Source organism: Virgibacillus sp. M23, from assembly GCF_034190895.1.
Lineage (GTDB): Bacteria > Bacillota > Bacilli > Bacillales > Amphibacillaceae > Virgibacillus > Virgibacillus salarius.
Map to the genome: position 1 here is coordinate 119,005 of NZ_JAWDHA010000002.1, position 17,323 is coordinate 136,327.

The window sequence follows — 17,323 nt, forward strand, 5'->3', positions numbered from 1 at the left end:
AAATAATGCGAATTACGCAAAGTATGCTTTCAAATAATATGCTCCGTAATTTATCAAATAGCTATGCGAAGCTTGATCAATATATGGATCAGGTAAGTACAGGGAAAAAAATAAATCGCCCTTCTGATAATCCAGTAATAGCGATGAAAGGGATAAATTTTCGCAGCCAAGTAAATGAAGCTGAGCAATATATGCGAAATACAGGTGAAGTTCATAACTGGATGGACAATTCTGATGCTGCTTTAGATAAAGCAACACAAACAATGCAAAAGTTAAGAGAATTAGCTGTTCAGGCTAGCACTGGTACTTACGATGAAGAAGAACGAGAAAATATAAAAAAAGAGGCTGAACAGTTAAAGGAACATTTAATTAATATAGCCAATACGCAAGTAAATGGGAAGTATATATTTAACGGTACGAATACAACAGAGCCCCCATACGACGCAACAAATGGATTTAATGCTAATACGGATCCAATAAAAATACCGGTTGCAGCTGGTACTGAACTTCAAGCAAACGTAAATGGAGAAGAAGTATTTGGTAACGAACTTTTTGATAAAATAGATACCTTCATAGAAAATCTTGGGAACGATAACCAAGCTGGTATTGGAGCAAGTATTGAAGATCTTGATACTGGTATTAATCAAATAGTTAACGCCCGTGCAGATTTAGGTGCAAGGATGAATCGCTTGGAGCTTGTTGAAAATCGACTAAGTGAACAAGAGATCATTGCAAAGAAAACAATGGCTGAAAATGAAAGTGTAGATTATGAAGAGGCAATAACCAATTTAATTACACAGGAAAGCTTACATCGTGCAGCATTGTCTGCAGGTTCAAGAATTATTCAGCCTTCACTTATTGATTTTCTTCGTTAACATTTTATAAGCCCTGCCCCTTTTGGGTGACAGGGCTTTTGTACATAATGAAAGGAAGTAGTTAGTAATGAAATTTCCTCAGCTACGCATGCATTCACAAATGGCTAAAATTCAAATCGAACAGATTCCTGGCGATCAAACTATTCGACAGCCGAAAGCAGATTTGTCAATACAACAGCCAAGAGCAGAAGTTACCATTACAAAGACTCCTTCCAAGCTGGAAATTGACCAAACTAAAGCTTTTGCTGATATGAACCGTATGTCTATTATAAAAAGGAATGAGCAATTCGCCGAAAAAGGAAAAAGCGCAGTTCTGGAAGGAATGGGACGACGTGCTCAGCAGGGAACGGAATTAATGAAGATAGAACGTGACGGGGATTCCATAGTTAATCAAGCTGTACAAAATTCACAATCACCACAAAAATCTTTAGGGATAGCCTTTATTCCTTCCCTTTTTTCTGTAAAAGTCAATTATCAACCATCAAAGGTACATATTGATGTAAAAACCAATAAACCGATCATTGAAGCAAAACAGAATAAAGTGGAGCACCACTATAAACAGGGAGAAGTAGCGGTAAGTATGAAGCAGTACCAGGATTTAACCATTGAAGTTGTTAATCTTTATGCTTAGGAGAGGGGAAGTAATATGCGCATTGAAACGAAGTACTTTGGAGAGGTAGCTATAGAATCAACAAGTGTTCTTGACTTTCCATCAGGAATACCAGGATTTAATCATGAAACACAATTTGTTTTGCTTGATTTTCCCGATAATCCATTATTTCAAATTCTTCAGTCTACTACTAGTAAAGAAACTGCTTTTATTGTAGTAAACCCTTATCATCTTTATGAAGAATATACGTTGAATTTGGATGAAAGTATAATAGAGATACTTCAATTATCTAGTGAAGAGGAAGTAGTTGTCCTTTCGATTGTTACATTAAAAGCACCTTTTACTTCTAGTACCATTAATTTAAAAGCACCAATCATTATAAATTCTGTTAAGAATAAAGGAAAGCAATTAATTATAAATACAGATGAATATCCGACAAGAGCACCGATTTCACCAAAGCACTCTTCGAAAGTGAAAGGGGAATAAAAGATGCTTGTATTAACTCGCAAAGTAAATGAGTCCATCCAAATAGGGGAAGATATTGAAGTTAAAGTACTCGCTGTTGATGGAGATCAAATAAAAATTGGAATTGGTGCTCCAAAATCAATCGATATTTATCGCAAAGAGCTTTATTTAGACATAAAAGAAGAAAATAATCAGGCTGCTAACATCTCTAATGAGTTAGTACAATTATTAAAAAATAAGTAGTTGTTTCACTCTATTTAATAAATTTTGCTAATGTACCGATATAAAAAGAAAAGAAAAGGGTTGGAAGTAATATGGGTATGCGGTTAGATCAAATAGTGACCGGATCACATCCACGGCTTCATGATCAGAGTAACAACCAAGTAAGAATGTCGGAAAGATCCGAAGGTAACAAAGGGTACAGCTCACAACAAAATCAAACAGAGGAAGTAATAGGTAAGCAATTAGAGACAGCTATTTCTAAGCTGAATAACTTCATTGAGCCATTGCGAACAGATTTACGATTTAAGTACCATGAAAAATTAAATGAGTACTATGTCACTGTTGTGAATCCATTAACAGATGAAATTATAAAAGAGATACCTCCTAAGAAGATGCTAGATATGTATGCTGAAATGGCTGAATTCATGGGAATATTAATCGATGAGAAAATATAGGACATATTTTAAAAGGAGAGATAATGATGCGTATTGGCGGATTGGCTAGTGGAATGGATATTGATTCACTCGTAAACAAACTAATGAGTGCTGAACGAATACCATTAGATAAAATGGAACAAGAAAGAACGACGCTTGAATGGAAAAGAGATGCATTTCGAGAAATTAATAAGAAATTAACCGAGCTGGATAACCTCATGTACGATATGAAAATGAGTTATACGTATAATTCGAAATCAGTAAGCTCATCGATAGACGATGCCGTTACAGCAACAGCTACACCGAGTACATCTAATGGAACTTATCAAGTCAAAGTAAGTCAGTTGGCTAGCTCTGCAATTAATGTAAGTTCAGGAGAACTTGCGATTGATCCAACAGAGGAATTAGACGCTTCCTATCATGGAACCAAGGTTGAATTTTCGACATTTGATGAAAATGGTGATGAACAGAAGTACTCCTATACGATAAAGGAAGGAGATACACTGAATGATGTACTGAAGCGTGTATCGAATGATGATAATAATGTTCGAATGTTTTATGACAATCAATCGAATAAAGTGATTATGGAGACAACTAGAACAGGTGATTACAATCAAGGAACAGCCCCTGATGGTGCTGAGATTCAATTTGCTAATGGATCATTTTTACAATCTGTACTAAAAATGGATGTAGCGAATGAAAAAGGCGGAGAAAATGCTAAGTTTGAGTATAATAACAGTGGATTAGTAATGGAATCTAAAACCAATTCTTATTCTTTGAACGGAATTGACTTTGAATTTAAAAATACTACGGATGGTAAAAACGCTAAATTAACTGTCACCAATGACGTAGAAGCTTCCTATGAAGCTATTATGAAGTTTGTAGATAAATACAATGAAGTGGTCGAGGCGCTAAATTCTTCTCAACAAGAGGAAAAATTCAGAGATTACCAACCGTTAACAGATGAACAAAAGAAAGAAATGTCTGATAAAGAAATCGAACTGTGGGAAGAACGAGCAAAAAGTGGATTGCTTCGTGGAGAATCTACTATTTCAGGAGGATTATTTAATTTAAGGCAGAGCTGGTACTCCAAGGTTGAAACAGGCGGAGAATATACTTCTTTGACACAAATAGGAATTGAAACATCCAAGAATTACTTAGATGGTGGTAAGCTAGTCGTAGACCCAAAAGAATTGAGGAAAGCACTTCAAGATAATCCAGCAGATGTGAAAAAGCTATTTACTAACAACGATGAAGGTGCATCACGTGGATTGGTAAATCGTTTAGAAGATGCATTAAGTTCAACAATGTCTAAGATTGGTGAAAAAGCTGGTGGCGGTACAGATACATTAGAAAACTATACATTAGGAAAAAGAATGAAAGATCTGGATAAAAGAATATCAGCTTTTGAGGATCGTTTGGTTAAAGTAGAAACACGTTACTGGAATCAATTCACAGCTATGGAAAAGGCAATTTCACGGATGAATCAGCAGTCAGCACAGCTAATGTCGCAGTTTGGCGCTTAAATGTAAAATGTAAGTTAAGGAGTGAACCAAATGTCACCGAATAAGCAACATCAAGCATATAAAAATAATGCTGTCAATACAGCCTCTGGTGCGGAACTAACTTTAATGTTATACAATGGATGTATTAAATTTATAAAACAAGCAATGAAGGATTTGGATAGTAAAAACTATGAAGCCAAAAATACGAATATACAAAAGGCACAAAAAATAATTCAAGAATTAATGATCACTTTGGATCCAAAAATTGAAATATCTAATCAATTCTTGCCACTTTATGAGTATATGTTATTTCAGTTAAAGGAAGCGAATATAAAAAATGATACATCCTTATTAGAAGAAGTACTTGGTTATACTATCGAATTCCGAGATACATGGAAACAAGTTATATTAGAGACGCGCAAAAAACAATATGCACAAGGTGCTCATGTCTAATGAATCGATTAACTCCTTTATATGAAACTACAATAAAACTAAAAGAAGTATTAGAGCAAAAAATCGATGCAAAGGATCGTGAATCTGTCATATCACAAATAAATTCCCTGATTGAAAAAAGGGGAGAACAGATGAAAGCATTGACTCCACCCTATTCAGATATGGAGAAGGAAACGGGACGAGCATTAGTGGATTTAAATGATGGGATTCAACATAAGATGCAGCAACTATTTCATGAATTAAAGCTAGAAATGAAGCAAATAAAGAAACAAAAACAATCCAATAGAAAGTATAGTGATCCGTATAAAAATGTTCAGTCCAAAGATGGTATGTTTTTGGATAGTAAAAATTAGGTATATTTTCCCCGCATATAACTGGCAGTAAGCCCCTACCTCAAGCAATGAAGAAAAACCAATATGGTGAAGTGAGGGATCAACTGCCAGTAAATGTCCGATTGGTTCGGGCCTACATGGAAGTAGGTCACAAAGGCGTTGCCACAGGACGTGGCGAATGAAGCCTTTGTACGTATTTCTTTCAGTAAAAAGCGGATGGAAGCTTCACTTTATAGAATAGTGAATAGGAAAAAGAGAAAATTTCTACAACTGTAGTTATTTTCTCTTTTTAAGATTTATTTACATTTCTAACTATGTTGAGAAATAAGTATGAAGTAGTTGTAAATTTTTTAAGGAAATTGTAAACCGTCAATTCTAGCAATAGCAAGGCATAGACCAATATTCCCCCTGTTTTATTTGCTGTTTGAATAGTTTAGAAAGGAATTTCCTTGGGAAACGTTGTATAATATATATATAAGCTGAAAGGAGGACACTTTAATGAAATTTAACATTCGTGGTGAAAATCTTGAGGTGACAGGATCAATAAGAGATTATGTGGAGAAGAAAATAAGTAAACTAGAAAGATATTTTGATACACCACCAACATCTGAGGTACATGTTAATTTAAGTGTCTATAATGATGAGCAGAGAATAGAGGTTACTATCCCAATGACCAATCTGTTACTACGCGGAGAGGTTCAACACGTAGATCTTTACGCTGCCATCGATTTAGTTGTCGATAAGCTTGAAAGACAAATCCGAAAGCATAAAACGAAAGTAAATCGTAAATTTAAACAAAACGGTGCAGCGAAACATGTGTTTGCTGAATTAGAAAAAGAAGCAGCAAGTGTTGCTTTAGAAGAAGAATCTGATGAAATTGAAATTGTAAGAACGAAACGATTTGACTTGAAACCAATGGATTCTGAAGAAGCTGTTCTGCAAATGGACATGTTAGGACATGCATTCTATGTTTTTGAAAATGCAGCAAATGGAGATACAAATGTTGTTTACCGTCGTAATGATGGGAAATATGGATTAATTGAACCGAATGCATAAAACCGAATCGAAAATATAAAAGATGTTATCGAAAAATACAATTAACCGAAAAGCCCACGGAGGGATATAAATTTTCTTCGTGGGCTTTTTCGTAGTCTTGGGAATTATAAAGATAAATCTGGGTGTGTTGAGCCTCGTCCTGCTTCAGTACCCGGAACTAGGCGACTTTACGCATCGCTCTACGATAGTCATCATCGGCTCGCAAGCACACCATAATTCCTTTATCTCCGTTGAATCGCTCCAGTAGCAACATTTCTAATCGGGGCGCTTGCGTTTTTGTTCCTCTAAACAACAGCTACTATACTTCCTTCTAGTTTATAAGTTTAGTTGAGAATAATAATCAATAAATATTCTTACATATACATAGAATGTTGATATAAAACCTTTAAAGGCTCTTTAATGTGACATAATTCGAACATATACAGTGTTTTTCTTGACAAAAAACGACATCCACTTAATAATAAGTACGTGATTAGAATTATTTTAGGAAATGAAAGCATAAGCTTCATTTCTTTTCAGAACACATTTTAGGAGGAAGATTATTTATGTCACTTATTGGTACTGAAGTACAACCATTCACAGCAAATGCTTATAAAAATGGTGAGTTTATTGAGGTAACGGAAGAAAACTTTAAAGGCAAGTGGAGTGTTATCTGCTTTTATCCTGCCGATTTTAGTTTTGTATGCCCAACGGAACTTGAAGATTTACAAAATCAATACGCCACGTTAAAGGAGCTTGGAGCTGAAGTATATTCTGTTTCTACAGATACACATTTTGTACACAAAGGCTGGCATGATAGCTCTGAAAAAATTGGAAAAATTACATATGCGATGATTGGTGATCCTTCGCAAACTATTTCTCGTAATTTCCAAGTGCTAAATGAACAATCAGGTCTTGCAGATCGTGGTACATTCATTATTGATCCAGATGGTATTATCCAAACAGTGGAAATTAATGCAGATGGTATAGGACGTGATGCAAGCACGCTAGTAAACAAAATTAAAGCTGCTCAATATGTTCGTAACAACCCAGGCGAAGTTTGCCCAGCTAATTGGGAAGAAGGCTCTGAAACGCTTAAACCAAGCCTTGATCTTGTAGGTAAAATCTAAGGAGTGCACGAAATGGTACTTGAAGCAGATATCAAAGCACAATTAAATCAATATATGCAGCTATTAGAAAACGATATTGTTATTAAAGTAAGTGTGGGTTCGGATGCTATTTCTAATGAAATGCTGGCTCTACTTGAAGAACTAGCTACTATGTCTACTAAAATAACTGTTGAAAAAGCTCCTTTAGAAAGAACCCCTAGCTTTAGTGTGAATCGAGTTGGAGAGGATACAGGAGTTGTATTTGCAGGTGTTCCTTTAGGTCATGAGTTCACATCATTAGTGTTAGCATTGCTGCAGGTTAGTGGTAGGCCACCGAAGGTAGACCAAAGCGTTATAGATAAGATTCAAACTATTAATGGAGAATATCATTTTGAATCTTACATTAGTCTTACTTGTCATAATTGCCCGGATGTTGTTCAAGCACTAAATATAATGACCGTGCTTAACCCTAATATTACGCATACGATGATTGATGGCGCAGCATATAAAGAAGAAGTAGAAGATAAAAATGTCATGGCAGTGCCGACGGTTTATTTAAATGGGGAATCTTTTGGCAGTGGCCGTATGACAATGGAAGAAATTCTTGCTAAGTTAGGCAGTGGATTGAATGCCTCTGAGCTTGCTAACAAAGATCCCTATGATGTTCTTGTTATTGGCGGTGGGCCAGCTGGTGCAAGTGCAGCAATTTACGCAGCGCGTAAAGGAATCCGAACAGGTATTGTTACGGAGCGTTTTGGCGGTCAAGTTCTTGATACACTGAGCATCGAGAACTTTATTAGTGTAAAACATACAGAAGGTCCGAAGCTTGTAGCAAGTCTTGAAGAGCATGTGAAAGAATATGACATAGATGTAATGAATTTACAGCGATCTAGTAGCTTAAAAAAGAAAGACCTCTTTGAGCTTACGCTTGAAAATGGAGCAGTCCTTAACAGCAAAACGATCATCCTTGCAACAGGTGCTCGTTGGCGTAATGTCGGCGTTCCTGGTGAACAGGAATTCAAAAATAAAGGCGTTGCCTATTGTCCACATTGTGACGGTCCTTTGTTTGAAGGAAAAGATGTAGCGGTTATCGGTGGTGGCAACTCGGGAATTGAAGCTGCAATAGATCTTGCTGGCGTAGTAAGACATGTAACTGTTCTTGAGTATAATCAAGAATTAAAAGCAGATGATGTTTTGCAAAAGCGCCTTAATAGTCTAGCTAATGTCACAGTCTTGACAAATGCTCAAACAACTGAAATTACAGGAACCGACAATGTAAATGGGATTACGTATAAAGAACGTCACACAGGTATGGAAAAACATATCGATTTACAAGGTGTGTTCGTACAAATAGGTTTAGTACCAAATACGGAGTGGTTAGATGGTAAGGTTGAGTGTAATCACATCGGTGAGGTCATTGTTGATAAGCACGGAGCTACGAATGTTCCGGGATTGTTTGCGGCAGGAGACTGTACGGATGGACCGTATAACCAGATCATTATTTCTATGGGATCAGGAGCGAACGCATCTTTAGGTGCATTTGACTATCTTATCCGGAATTAGTAAATAAATAGCCAATAATAAAAGGACCTCTATACTACCAATCGGCAGTAAGAGGTTCTTTTAATTGATAGTACAAATGGATCAATGTCGAAAATTGTAATTAAAATTGCTGAAATCTTAAAATGGATTAGATTATCTAAGGCATTCTTGGAAAATGTCATTAAAATCTTATCCGAACAGCTTATTTCGTTTGAATTATTTGTCGAATTTAACTCTAAAATTTAAAAATGGTGATTAGTCATGATACCCAGTGTTGTGATATAAATAAGGCAAATGATTTAGGAGGTGAATGATCTAACACGTACATTTTACAGCAATGTCAGTCTAAAAAAGGAATGTTTATATCGCTTTGTCTCTCCGACAGTCTTTTATAAACATTCCTAAGCATACTTCGCTAGAAAAGCGACTGTCTTTTCTCACAGAATCCTCTATAATCCCTTTCCTTAGAAGAGTGGTTTATCCTCAAACCACTCTTTTTACATTGATTTGTACTGATACATACTTGAAGTGGAACATATTCCCTTGATAATTCATTTGAAAAACAGAAGAGATACAAGAATTTTCATCTAAGAACTGTGCAATGTCAGTAGTTGTCATCTTTCTTTAGAAAGTGTTATTATTGATAAAAGACGCTAATTCTTTACGTACGATAATTATAGTATAAAATCAGATAGAAAATCTTATTTAAGATAGATATTGAGGTGCATGTATAATGGCTGGAATATTAAAGAAAATTTTTGGTGATGGAACGCAAAGACAATTGAATCGGCTGCAAAAAACAGTGGATAAAATAGAGGCATTAGAACCAGAAATGGAAAAGTTAACTGATCAGGAGCTACAAGAAAAAACAGAAGCGTTTAAAGAAAGGTATCAAAATGGAGAAACTTTAGACGATATGCTTGTAGAAGCATATGCAGTGGTTCGTGAAGGATCTAAACGTGTACTAGGAATGCGACCTTTCCAAACGCAGTTAATGGGTGCTATTGCTTTGCATGAAGGTAACATTGCTGAGATGAAAACCGGGGAAGGAAAAACATTAGCTTCTACCATGCCTGCATACTTAAATGCACTTTCTGGTAAAGGTGTTCATATAATTACAGTCAATGATTATTTGGCAAGTCGTGACGCGCAGGAGATGGGAGAGCTCTATCAATTTTTAGGACTAACAGTTGGGCTTAATGGAAATGGGTTATCAAAAGAACAAAAAAGGGAAGCGTATAATCAGGATATTACCTATGGTACGAACAATGAATATGGTTTTGATTACTTGAGAGATAATATGGTCCTTTACAAGGAGCAAATGGTACAACGTCCTTTGAATTTTGCAATTATTGATGAGGTTGACTCGATATTAATAGATGAAGCACGAACACCTTTAATTATTTCCGGTTCAGCTAAGAAGTCTGCGTCACTTTATCAGCAAGCGAATAGCTTTGTAAGTACACTTTCCAAGGAAGGTGATTATACCTACGATGAAAAAACAAAAGGGGTACAACTTACAGAGGAAGGGATAAATAAAGCGGAAAGCTATTTTTCGATTGAGAACTTGTTTGATTTAAACAATGTATCATTAACGCATCATATTAATCAGGCTCTGAAGGCTCATGTTTCGATGCATCGTGATGATGACTATGTGGTAGAAGAAGGAGAAGTAGTTATTGTAGACCAATTCACAGGTCGATTAATGAAAGGTCGTCGTTATAGTGATGGCTTACATCAAGCAATAGAAGCGAAAGAAGGATTACAAATTCAAAACGAGAGTATGACGCTTGCGTCTATTACCTTTCAAAACTTCTTCCGAATGTATAATAAATTGGCAGGTATGACTGGTACGGCGAAAACGGAGGAGGAAGAGTTCAGAAACATCTATAATATGGATGTTATTGCTATTCCGACAAATAAACCGATTATCCGTGACGATCGAGCTGATTTGATTTATAAATCCATGCAAGGTAAGTTTCAAGCAGTTGTAGAGGAAATAAAAGAACGTCACTTAACAGGACAGCCAGTATTAGTTGGTACTGTTGCTGTTGAAACTTCTGAGTTAATATCAAAATTATTGAAGAAGGCTGGCGTGAAACATGATGTATTAAATGCTAAAAATCACTTTCGCGAAGCAGAGATAATAGAGAATGCTGGACAAAAGGGAGCCGTAACCATTGCTACTAATATGGCTGGACGCGGAACCGATATTAAGTTAGGTGAAGGTGTTGTTGATCTTGGAGGACTCGCTGTTATTGGTACGGAACGTCATGAATCACGTCGTATCGATAATCAGTTACGTGGACGTTCTGGACGACAAGGTGATCCAGGGATGTCTCAATTCTACCTATCCATGGAAGATGAGTTAATGCGTCGATTTGGCTCTGATAATTTGAAATCGATGATGGAGCGACTCGGAATGGAAGATTCACAGCCAATTGAAAGTAAAATGGTATCTCGTGCTGTTGAATCAGCTCAGAAACGAGTGGAAGGGAATAACTTTGATGCACGTAAAACAGTCCTATCTTATGACGATGTTTTACGAGAACAAAGAGAAATTATTTATAAGCAACGCTTTGATGTTATTGAATCTGAAACAGAATTACGAGAGATTATTGAGAACATGATTATTTCAACACTTGAACGTGTTGTAGCAACACATACGCAGGATGATGATGAGGATAATTGGGATTATAAGGCGATTGTTGAATATGTACAAGGTAGCCTCCTAGATCAAGATCAAATTGCTGTAGATGATTTAAAAGGAAAAGATCCAGAGGAAATCAATGAATGGATTATGGAGAGAGTGAGAGCTCGCTATGATCAAAAAGAACAAGAACTAACAGAAGAACAAATGCGCGAGTTTGAAAAAGTAATTCTCTTAAGAACGGTTGATACGAAATGGATGGATCATATTGATCAAATGGATCAATTACGTCAAGGAATTCATTTACGTGCATATGGACAGAATGATCCGTTACGTGAATATCAACTTGAAGGCTTCTCAATGTTTGAAGCAATGATCGAAAATATTAACGAAGAAGTTGCCAAGTACATTATGAAAGCTGAAATTAGAGATAATCTGCAACGGCAGGAAGTTGTGAAAAATACACAGGCAGTTTCCGGCAGTCAGGAAGAGAAAAAGAAAACACGTAAGCCATTTGTAAAACAACAGGATATTGGTCGTAATGACCCTTGTCCGTGCGGCAGTGGTAAAAAATATAAAAATTGCCATGGGAAATAGTGAAATGGATAAAGCACTCCGCTGAAACCAGTGGAGTGTTTTATTGCCAAATACAAATTGAGGTGATTAGGATGGAATTAGTTGAAATAAGAAATGAATTAGACCAAATGAGTAAGCGAATTAATGATTTTAGGGGGTCTCTTTGACTTAGACGAAAAAACTCAACGTATTAAAGAGTTAGAATTAAAAATGGCTGCTCCATCATTCTGGGATGACCAAGAAACAGCACAAAAAGTCATTAGTGAGGTTAATGGTTTAAAGGAATATGTGAATAAATTTGAGGAATTAGAAGAGTTTCTTGACAATTTAGAGGTATCCTATGAGTTAGTAAAGGAAGAAAATGATGCAGAGTTATTTGAGGATCTTACAAAGGATCTCCATGAACTGCGCATACAAATGAACAATTTTGAGCTACAACTTCTTTTAAGTGAGCCGTATGATGCTAATAATGCGATTCTGGAGCTACACCCAGGCGCTGGTGGAACAGAGTCTCAGGATTGGGCGAGCATGCTATTAAGAATGTATCAACGCTGGGCAGAAACAAAAAACTTCAAAGTAGAAATGTTAGATTACTTAGCCGGTGAGGAAGCGGGATTGAAAAGCGTTACGTTATTAATTAAAGGTCACAATGCTTACGGTTATTTAAAGGCTGAAAAAGGTGTACACCGATTGGTACGAATATCACCATTTGATTCTTCAGGGCGCCGCCACACATCCTTTGTGTCCTGTGATGTAACGCCAGAAATGACCGAGGATGTAGATATTGAAATGAAATCAGAAGATATTAAGGTAGATACGTATCGAGCGAGTGGTGCAGGAGGGCAGCATGTTAATACTACTGATTCAGCTGTGCGTATTACCCATTTACCTACAAATGTAATCGTGACGTGTCAAAATGAGCGCTCACAGATAAAAAACAGAGAAGCTGCGATGAAAATGTTAAAATCGAAATTATATCAATTGGAAATTGAAAAACAACAGCAGGAATTAGCCGAAATTCGTGGCGAGCAAATGGAAATTGGCTGGGGAAGTCAAATTCGCTCCTATGTTTTTCATCCGTATTCTATGGTAAAGGATCACCGTACAAATGTAGAAGTAGGAAATACACAAGGTGTAATGGACGGAGAGATTGATCCATTTATTGATGCTTATTTAAGATATCAGATGAAATAAAATAAGTAAGAAATCACCTGTAGATAATTAGAGCTTAGAAAAATGCTGCAAATAGCTGTTATTAGCAATAATTTCATGAAATGGACACAAATGGTCTTAGTCCGTATGGCAATTGCTTTCTAGCCTTTTTCGTGTTATTTAATGTTGGTATAAAGGGTTTTAAAACCCACATAATGGGTTATAATAAAACTGTTAAGCCATTACAATATTTTTGATAGGGGGATTTAGGCTATGAAAAAGTGGTTATTAACAATGCTTTTCGGTACTGCACTTGTGCTCGGTGCATGTGGCGGTGGGGACGATAATGCTTCTGAAGAGCCAGCTGATAACGGGGATACTGGCACAGAAGAGCCATCAGATTCAGAAGGTGGAGCTGTAGATACCGCTGCTGCTGAAGATGTATTCAAAAGTAATTGTGCTTCCTGCCACGGCGCTGATTTATCAGGTGGGAATGGCCCTGATCTAACACAGGTTGGTTCGAAGCTTTCCTCAGATGAAATTGCCGACATAATTAAAAATGGTAAAGGATCTATGCCTGCTGGCATGGCATCTGGAGATGACGTACAATTACTTGCAGATTGGTTAGCTCAAAAAAAATAATGTATGATTAAAAGGCTTGTCTGATTGAAGATATTCAGTAGACAAGCTTTTTATTTTGACTTCAATAACTATCCTTCGACAAAAAAAGCTTTAAAAACAGAATCCTTCTCGAAACCACCCCCTGCTTCTCAAAACAATTAACGTATATATATAGATAGCGCAACCGTTAAATGATACTAGGTCTGAAGTGAGTTGAAATTCAGTTTAATTTATGAAAATAGGTATTTTCCCTCATATTTCCACTTGATTTTCGCCTAAAAACCCACTTATTTATTTAAAATATGACAAAATATTTCAATAAACTACGACTTTTGAAATATAAATGTAATAATTTTATGTCTAAAAATCCTGGCGAAAGATGTTATAATGATGGAGTATCACTTACATATGATTAATTAAAAATGGAAGCGTGTATTGTTATGAATTCTAAAAAAAAGAGGCACACATCTAAGAATGACAACTAAAAGATAAAGGTGATTGCATTATGATATTAATGAAAGACGTATATAAAACATATGCCAATGGTGTAACAGCACTTAATGGTATAAATGTCGATATTAAGCAAGGCGAATTCGTCTATATTGTAGGACCAAGCGGTGCTGGGAAATCAACATTTATAAGATTAATGTACCGGGAAGTCAGGCCAACTAAAGGTTCCATCTACATAAACGATGTTAACGTAAATGAAATAAAAGAAAAAAGAGTTCCCCTGTTACGTAGGGATATTGGAGTTGTATTCCAAGACTTTAAATTACTCCCAAAACTAACAGTCTATGAAAATATTGCTTTTGCATTAGAAGTAATAGAGCAGCCCCCAAGTTTGATTCGAAAACGAGTGATGGATGTTCTAGAGCTTGTTGGTCTTAAAAATAAGGCTCGGTTCATTCCTGATGAACTTTCAGGTGGTGAACAGCAGCGCGTTTCTATAGCTAGAGCTATTGTAAACCATCCCAAAATTGTGATTGCTGACGAACCAACAGGGAATTTAGATCCAGATACGTCCTGGGGCATCATGAAAATTTTAGAAGAAATCAATGATCGTGGAACAACGGTAATTATGGCTACACATAGTAAGGAAATTGTTAATACTTTCAAAAACCGTGTAATTGCCATTGAAGATGGATTAATCGCAAGAGATGAACACCGAGGTGATTACGGCTATGAAAATTAGAACATTAATGCGTCATATACGTGAAGGGTTTAAAAATATTGGACGAAATGGTTGGATGACGATCGCATCAGTTGGTGCTGTAACAACTACGTTGATTTTAGTTGGTGCTTTTTTAGCGCTAATGATGAACTTAAATCAGATGGCTGACAATATCGAGGACGATGTTGAGATTAATGCCTTGATAGATTTGACTATAAACCAACAAGAGATACAGCAACTAGGTAACGAGATTAAGCAGATTGATGGTGTAGATTCAGTTGTTTTCTCATCTAAGGATGATGAGTTAAATAAATTAATTGACAGCATGGGTGAAAATGGTCAAACGTGGCAAATGTTTGAACAGGATAATCCTTTAAACCATGTTTACATTGTACGAACAGCAGATCCTCAGGATACTGCTCCGGTCGCAAAGAAGATTTCAGAGCTTAAAGGCGTTCAAGAGGTTAATTATGGTCAAGGTGTTGTAGAAAAGCTTTTTGAATTTAATAAATACGCACGATCAATCGGATTGGTCTTAATTGTAGGCTTGTTATTTACAGCTATTTTTCTTATTTCCAACACGATTAAAATTACAATTATGGCACGTAGTAAGGAAATTGGCATTATGAAACTAGTTGGTGCAACCAACGGCTTTATCAGATGGCCGTTTTTTATCGAAGGGATGTTGCTCGGAATATTAGGATCAATTATACCAATTGCCATTGTGCTTTCAGGCTATTATTACTTAGCTAATACAGTGAGCCAGCGTATTCACTACAGCTTCGTTGAAATTTTGCCATATAATCCATTCGCGATACAGCTATCGTTGATTATTTTAGCCATTGGTGCAGTCATTGGTGTATGGGGAAGTGTTATGAGTGTACGTAAATTCTTAAAGGTTTAGTTTGTGCGTGTGTCATTTGTAAGGAGCCATTTTGGAGCATTGTTTGAAATTTATACAGAGGGAAAGGGGAATATTTGAATGAAGAAAGTAATACCATCTTTGCTGACGGTCATTTTAGTAAGCACATCACTATCCTTCTATACTAGCCCAGTGTCAGCTGAGTCAACAGACGAGCTCGATAAAAAGATAAGTGACTTGGAAAAGGAACAAAAGGAACTCGAAAAAGAGCAAAGCGAATTAAATCGTGATAAAAAAGAAACGGAAGAAAAAATTGATAAAAATTTAAACAAGCAGGATTCGGTAGAAGCTGATATAAATTCAATTGACCAAAAGCTTTCCAATACTAGGAATAAAATTGAAAATAAAGAAAATGAGATTTCTGCGACAAATAAAAAGATTGAGGATTTAAAGAGCCAAATTGAAAAGTTAAAAGAAGAAATTGTACTATTGAAAGAACGCATAAAAAAACGTGAACAGTTACTGAAAGACCGCCTACGTAATATACAAAAGAATGGCGGTAACATGAAATACATAGAGGTTATTCTTGGTTCGCAAAGCTTCGGTGATTTTATTAGTCGCTCTTCAGCGGTAAACACAATTATGGATCAAGACAAAACAATAATGGAAGCACAAACTGCTGATAAATTGGCCTTAGAAAAAAACAAGGCGGACATTGAGAATAAGAAAAGTGAAGTAGAAGATCGTAAGCTAGCATTAGAGGATCAGAAATCAGAGCTAGTTGCTTTGAAATCGCAACTTAACAAGCAAATGTCTGAGAAAGAAACGATGATGGCTTCACTAGAAAAAGAACATGAAGATTTAGAAGAATATAAAGTGAGTGTGCAAGAAGAAAAAGAGATACTTGCTGCACAAGCGTCAGCTGTGGAAAAAGCAAAGCAGGTAGCGGAGAACGAAAAGAGTAAGTTAGCACAATTAGCTAAGGAGAAGGAAAAACAAAAAAAGGCAACCACTAATTCTTCTTCTGGTAATTCTCAGTCTTCTGTTAGCTCAGGCTCTGGTGGATCAGGTGGAGGAAGCGGTATCTTTATTTGGCCAGCAGCTGGTTATAAAACCTCTGATTATGGATATAGAGTCCACCCTATAACAGGTAAGAAAAAGTTACATGCTGGTATGGATATTGGAGCATCTATAGGCACACCATTAAAAGCTGCTGCTTCAGGTGTCGTTATTAGAGCGGGTGTTATGAGTGGATATGGTAATACCATTATGATTACCCATAACATTGACGGTACAACCTATACAACATTATATGCACATTTAAGCAGTATATCCGTTTCAGCTGGACAGGTTGTTAGCCAAGGTCAGCAAATTGGGGCAACAGGGAACTCTGGTGCATCGACTGGACCACATTTACATTTTGAGGTACATGTTGGTGGCTGGAATGCTGCAAAAAGTAATTCTGTAAACCCATTAAATTACTTAAATTAATTGCAAAGGCTGTTTTCTAAAGATTGTTAGTGTATACGAAAATAATAGCAGTGGATTAAAATGAGCAATTGTAAGTATTAGAAAAAGGCATCATCCTTTATGGTATGATGTCTTTTTCTGCTCTTTCGTTGTATAATTACATAAAAAGCGTAGTAAAACCATAGTCATAAGAGAAAGATAGTGGTATGCTTTTTAATATTACATGTTATTTTGATTAA

17 protein-coding genes are annotated in these 17,323 nt (G+C 36.3%); all 17 read left to right on the forward strand.

Annotated elements, in window-relative coordinates; all coding sequences use genetic code 11:
- Positions 1-5 precede the first annotated feature (5 nt).
- Positions 6-875, forward strand: coding sequence for a flagellar hook-associated protein FlgL (flgL, locus tag RVS70_RS01475; protein WP_026682024.1), 870 nt, complete (start codon positions 6-8; stop codon positions 873-875).
- Positions 876-942: 67 nt separating this feature from the next.
- Entirely contained in the window at positions 943-1,506 is a 564-nt protein-coding gene (locus tag RVS70_RS01480) for a DUF6470 family protein (RefSeq protein WP_026682023.1), read from the forward strand.
- Positions 1,507-1,521: 15 nt separating this feature from the next.
- Positions 1,522-1,971 (forward strand): flagellar assembly protein FliW, encoded by a 450-nt coding sequence (gene fliW / locus RVS70_RS01485; protein WP_121605681.1) that lies wholly within the window; start codon positions 1,522-1,524, stop codon positions 1,969-1,971.
- A 3-nt stretch (positions 1,972-1,974) separates the two neighbouring features.
- Positions 1,975-2,193 (forward strand): carbon storage regulator CsrA, encoded by a 219-nt coding sequence (csrA, locus tag RVS70_RS01490; protein ID WP_026682021.1) that lies wholly within the window; start codon positions 1,975-1,977, stop codon positions 2,191-2,193.
- Positions 2,194-2,264: 71 nt separating this feature from the next.
- A complete protein-coding gene (gene flaG, locus RVS70_RS01495) occupies positions 2,265-2,627 on the forward strand; it encodes a flagellar protein FlaG (protein WP_226983542.1) in 363 nt (120 codons plus the stop codon).
- Between the two features lie 26 nt (positions 2,628-2,653).
- A complete protein-coding gene (locus RVS70_RS01500) occupies positions 2,654-4,132 on the forward strand; it encodes a flagellar hook-associated protein 2 (protein WP_026682019.1) in 1,479 nt (492 codons plus the stop codon).
- 30 nt (positions 4,133-4,162) lie between these two features.
- On the forward strand, positions 4,163-4,564 hold the full coding sequence (gene fliS / locus RVS70_RS01505; RefSeq protein WP_026682018.1) for a flagellar export chaperone FliS: 402 nt from the start codon (positions 4,163-4,165) through the stop codon (positions 4,562-4,564).
- Entirely contained in the window at positions 4,564-4,917 is a 354-nt protein-coding gene (locus RVS70_RS01510) for a flagellar protein FliT (RefSeq protein ID WP_026682017.1), read from the forward strand. The genes fliS and RVS70_RS01510 overlap by 1 nt, the downstream gene beginning before the upstream one ends.
- Before the next feature lie 477 nt (positions 4,918-5,394).
- On the forward strand, positions 5,395-5,952 hold the full coding sequence (gene hpf / locus RVS70_RS01515; RefSeq protein WP_026682016.1) for a ribosome hibernation-promoting factor, HPF/YfiA family: 558 nt from the start codon (positions 5,395-5,397) through the stop codon (positions 5,950-5,952).
- 545 nt (positions 5,953-6,497) lie between these two features.
- Positions 6,498-7,061 carry an alkyl hydroperoxide reductase subunit C gene (ahpC, locus tag RVS70_RS01520; protein WP_026682015.1) on the forward strand — a complete coding sequence of 188 codons (564 nt, stop codon included), beginning with the start codon at positions 6,498-6,500 and terminating at the stop codon, positions 7,059-7,061.
- Positions 7,062-7,073: 12 nt separating this feature from the next.
- Positions 7,074-8,603, forward strand: a complete 1,530-nt coding sequence (gene ahpF, locus RVS70_RS01525; RefSeq protein WP_166530882.1) for an alkyl hydroperoxide reductase subunit F — start codon at positions 7,074-7,076, stop codon at positions 8,601-8,603.
- A gap of 712 nt (positions 8,604-9,315) precedes the next feature.
- Positions 9,316-11,829, forward strand: coding sequence for a preprotein translocase subunit SecA (secA, locus tag RVS70_RS01530; protein ID WP_026682013.1), 2,514 nt, complete (start codon positions 9,316-9,318; stop codon positions 11,827-11,829).
- A 71-nt stretch (positions 11,830-11,900) separates the two neighbouring features.
- Positions 11,901-13,002, forward strand: a protein-coding gene (gene prfB, locus RVS70_RS01535; protein ID WP_121605677.1) for a peptide chain release factor 2 whose coding sequence is annotated in 2 segments (ribosomal slippage) — positions 11,901-11,972 and positions 11,974-13,002 — 1,101 coding nt in all. Because the reading frame shifts where the segments join, the coding sequence is not laid out codon by codon here.
- Between the two features lie 231 nt (positions 13,003-13,233).
- Complete coding sequence (gene cccB, locus RVS70_RS01540) at positions 13,234-13,602, forward strand: cytochrome c551 (protein WP_166530823.1); 369 nt, start codon at positions 13,234-13,236, stop codon at positions 13,600-13,602.
- A 484-nt stretch (positions 13,603-14,086) separates the two neighbouring features.
- The gene (gene ftsE, locus RVS70_RS01545) at positions 14,087-14,773 is read left to right on the forward strand and encodes a cell division ATP-binding protein FtsE (protein WP_026682010.1); all 687 of its coding nucleotides are present in this window, start codon (positions 14,087-14,089) and stop codon (positions 14,771-14,773) included.
- On the forward strand, positions 14,763-15,656 hold the full coding sequence (gene ftsX / locus RVS70_RS01550) for a permease-like cell division protein FtsX (RefSeq protein ID WP_026682009.1): 894 nt from the start codon (positions 14,763-14,765) through the stop codon (positions 15,654-15,656). Before ftsE ends, ftsX begins: the two co-directional genes overlap by 11 nt.
- A 78-nt stretch (positions 15,657-15,734) precedes the next feature.
- Positions 15,735-17,105, forward strand: coding sequence for a murein hydrolase activator EnvC family protein (locus RVS70_RS01555; RefSeq protein WP_321132416.1), 1,371 nt, complete (start codon positions 15,735-15,737; stop codon positions 17,103-17,105).
- The last annotated feature ends 218 nt before the right edge of the window (positions 17,106-17,323 follow it).

Excerpts from the sequence above, each read along its gene's own strand:
- flgL (WP_026682024.1), top strand. The coding sequence starts at position 6 with ATGCGAATTACGCAAAGTATGCTTTCAAATAATATGCTCCGTAATTTA.
- RVS70_RS01480 (WP_026682023.1), top strand. The coding sequence starts at position 943 with ATGAAATTTCCTCAGCTACGCATGCATTCACAAATGGCTAAAATTCAA.
- fliW (WP_121605681.1), top strand. The coding sequence starts at position 1,522 with ATGCGCATTGAAACGAAGTACTTTGGAGAGGTAGCTATAGAATCAACA.
- csrA (WP_026682021.1), top strand. The coding sequence starts at position 1,975 with ATGCTTGTATTAACTCGCAAAGTAAATGAGTCCATCCAAATAGGGGAA.
- flaG (WP_226983542.1), top strand. The coding sequence starts at position 2,265 with ATGGGTATGCGGTTAGATCAAATAGTGACCGGATCACATCCACGGCTT.
- RVS70_RS01500 (WP_026682019.1), top strand. The coding sequence starts at position 2,654 with ATGCGTATTGGCGGATTGGCTAGTGGAATGGATATTGATTCACTCGTA.
- fliS (WP_026682018.1), top strand. The coding sequence starts at position 4,163 with ATGTCACCGAATAAGCAACATCAAGCATATAAAAATAATGCTGTCAAT.
- RVS70_RS01510 (WP_026682017.1), top strand. The coding sequence starts at position 4,564 with ATGAATCGATTAACTCCTTTATATGAAACTACAATAAAACTAAAAGAA.
- hpf (WP_026682016.1), top strand. The coding sequence starts at position 5,395 with ATGAAATTTAACATTCGTGGTGAAAATCTTGAGGTGACAGGATCAATA.
- ahpC (WP_026682015.1), top strand. The coding sequence starts at position 6,498 with ATGTCACTTATTGGTACTGAAGTACAACCATTCACAGCAAATGCTTAT.
- ahpF (WP_166530882.1), top strand. The coding sequence starts at position 7,074 with ATGGTACTTGAAGCAGATATCAAAGCACAATTAAATCAATATATGCAG.
- secA (WP_026682013.1), top strand. The coding sequence starts at position 9,316 with ATGGCTGGAATATTAAAGAAAATTTTTGGTGATGGAACGCAAAGACAA.
- cccB (WP_166530823.1), top strand. The coding sequence starts at position 13,234 with ATGAAAAAGTGGTTATTAACAATGCTTTTCGGTACTGCACTTGTGCTC.
- ftsE (WP_026682010.1), top strand. The coding sequence starts at position 14,087 with ATGATATTAATGAAAGACGTATATAAAACATATGCCAATGGTGTAACA.
- ftsX (WP_026682009.1), top strand. The coding sequence starts at position 14,763 with ATGAAAATTAGAACATTAATGCGTCATATACGTGAAGGGTTTAAAAAT.
- RVS70_RS01555 (WP_321132416.1), top strand. The coding sequence starts at position 15,735 with ATGAAGAAAGTAATACCATCTTTGCTGACGGTCATTTTAGTAAGCACA.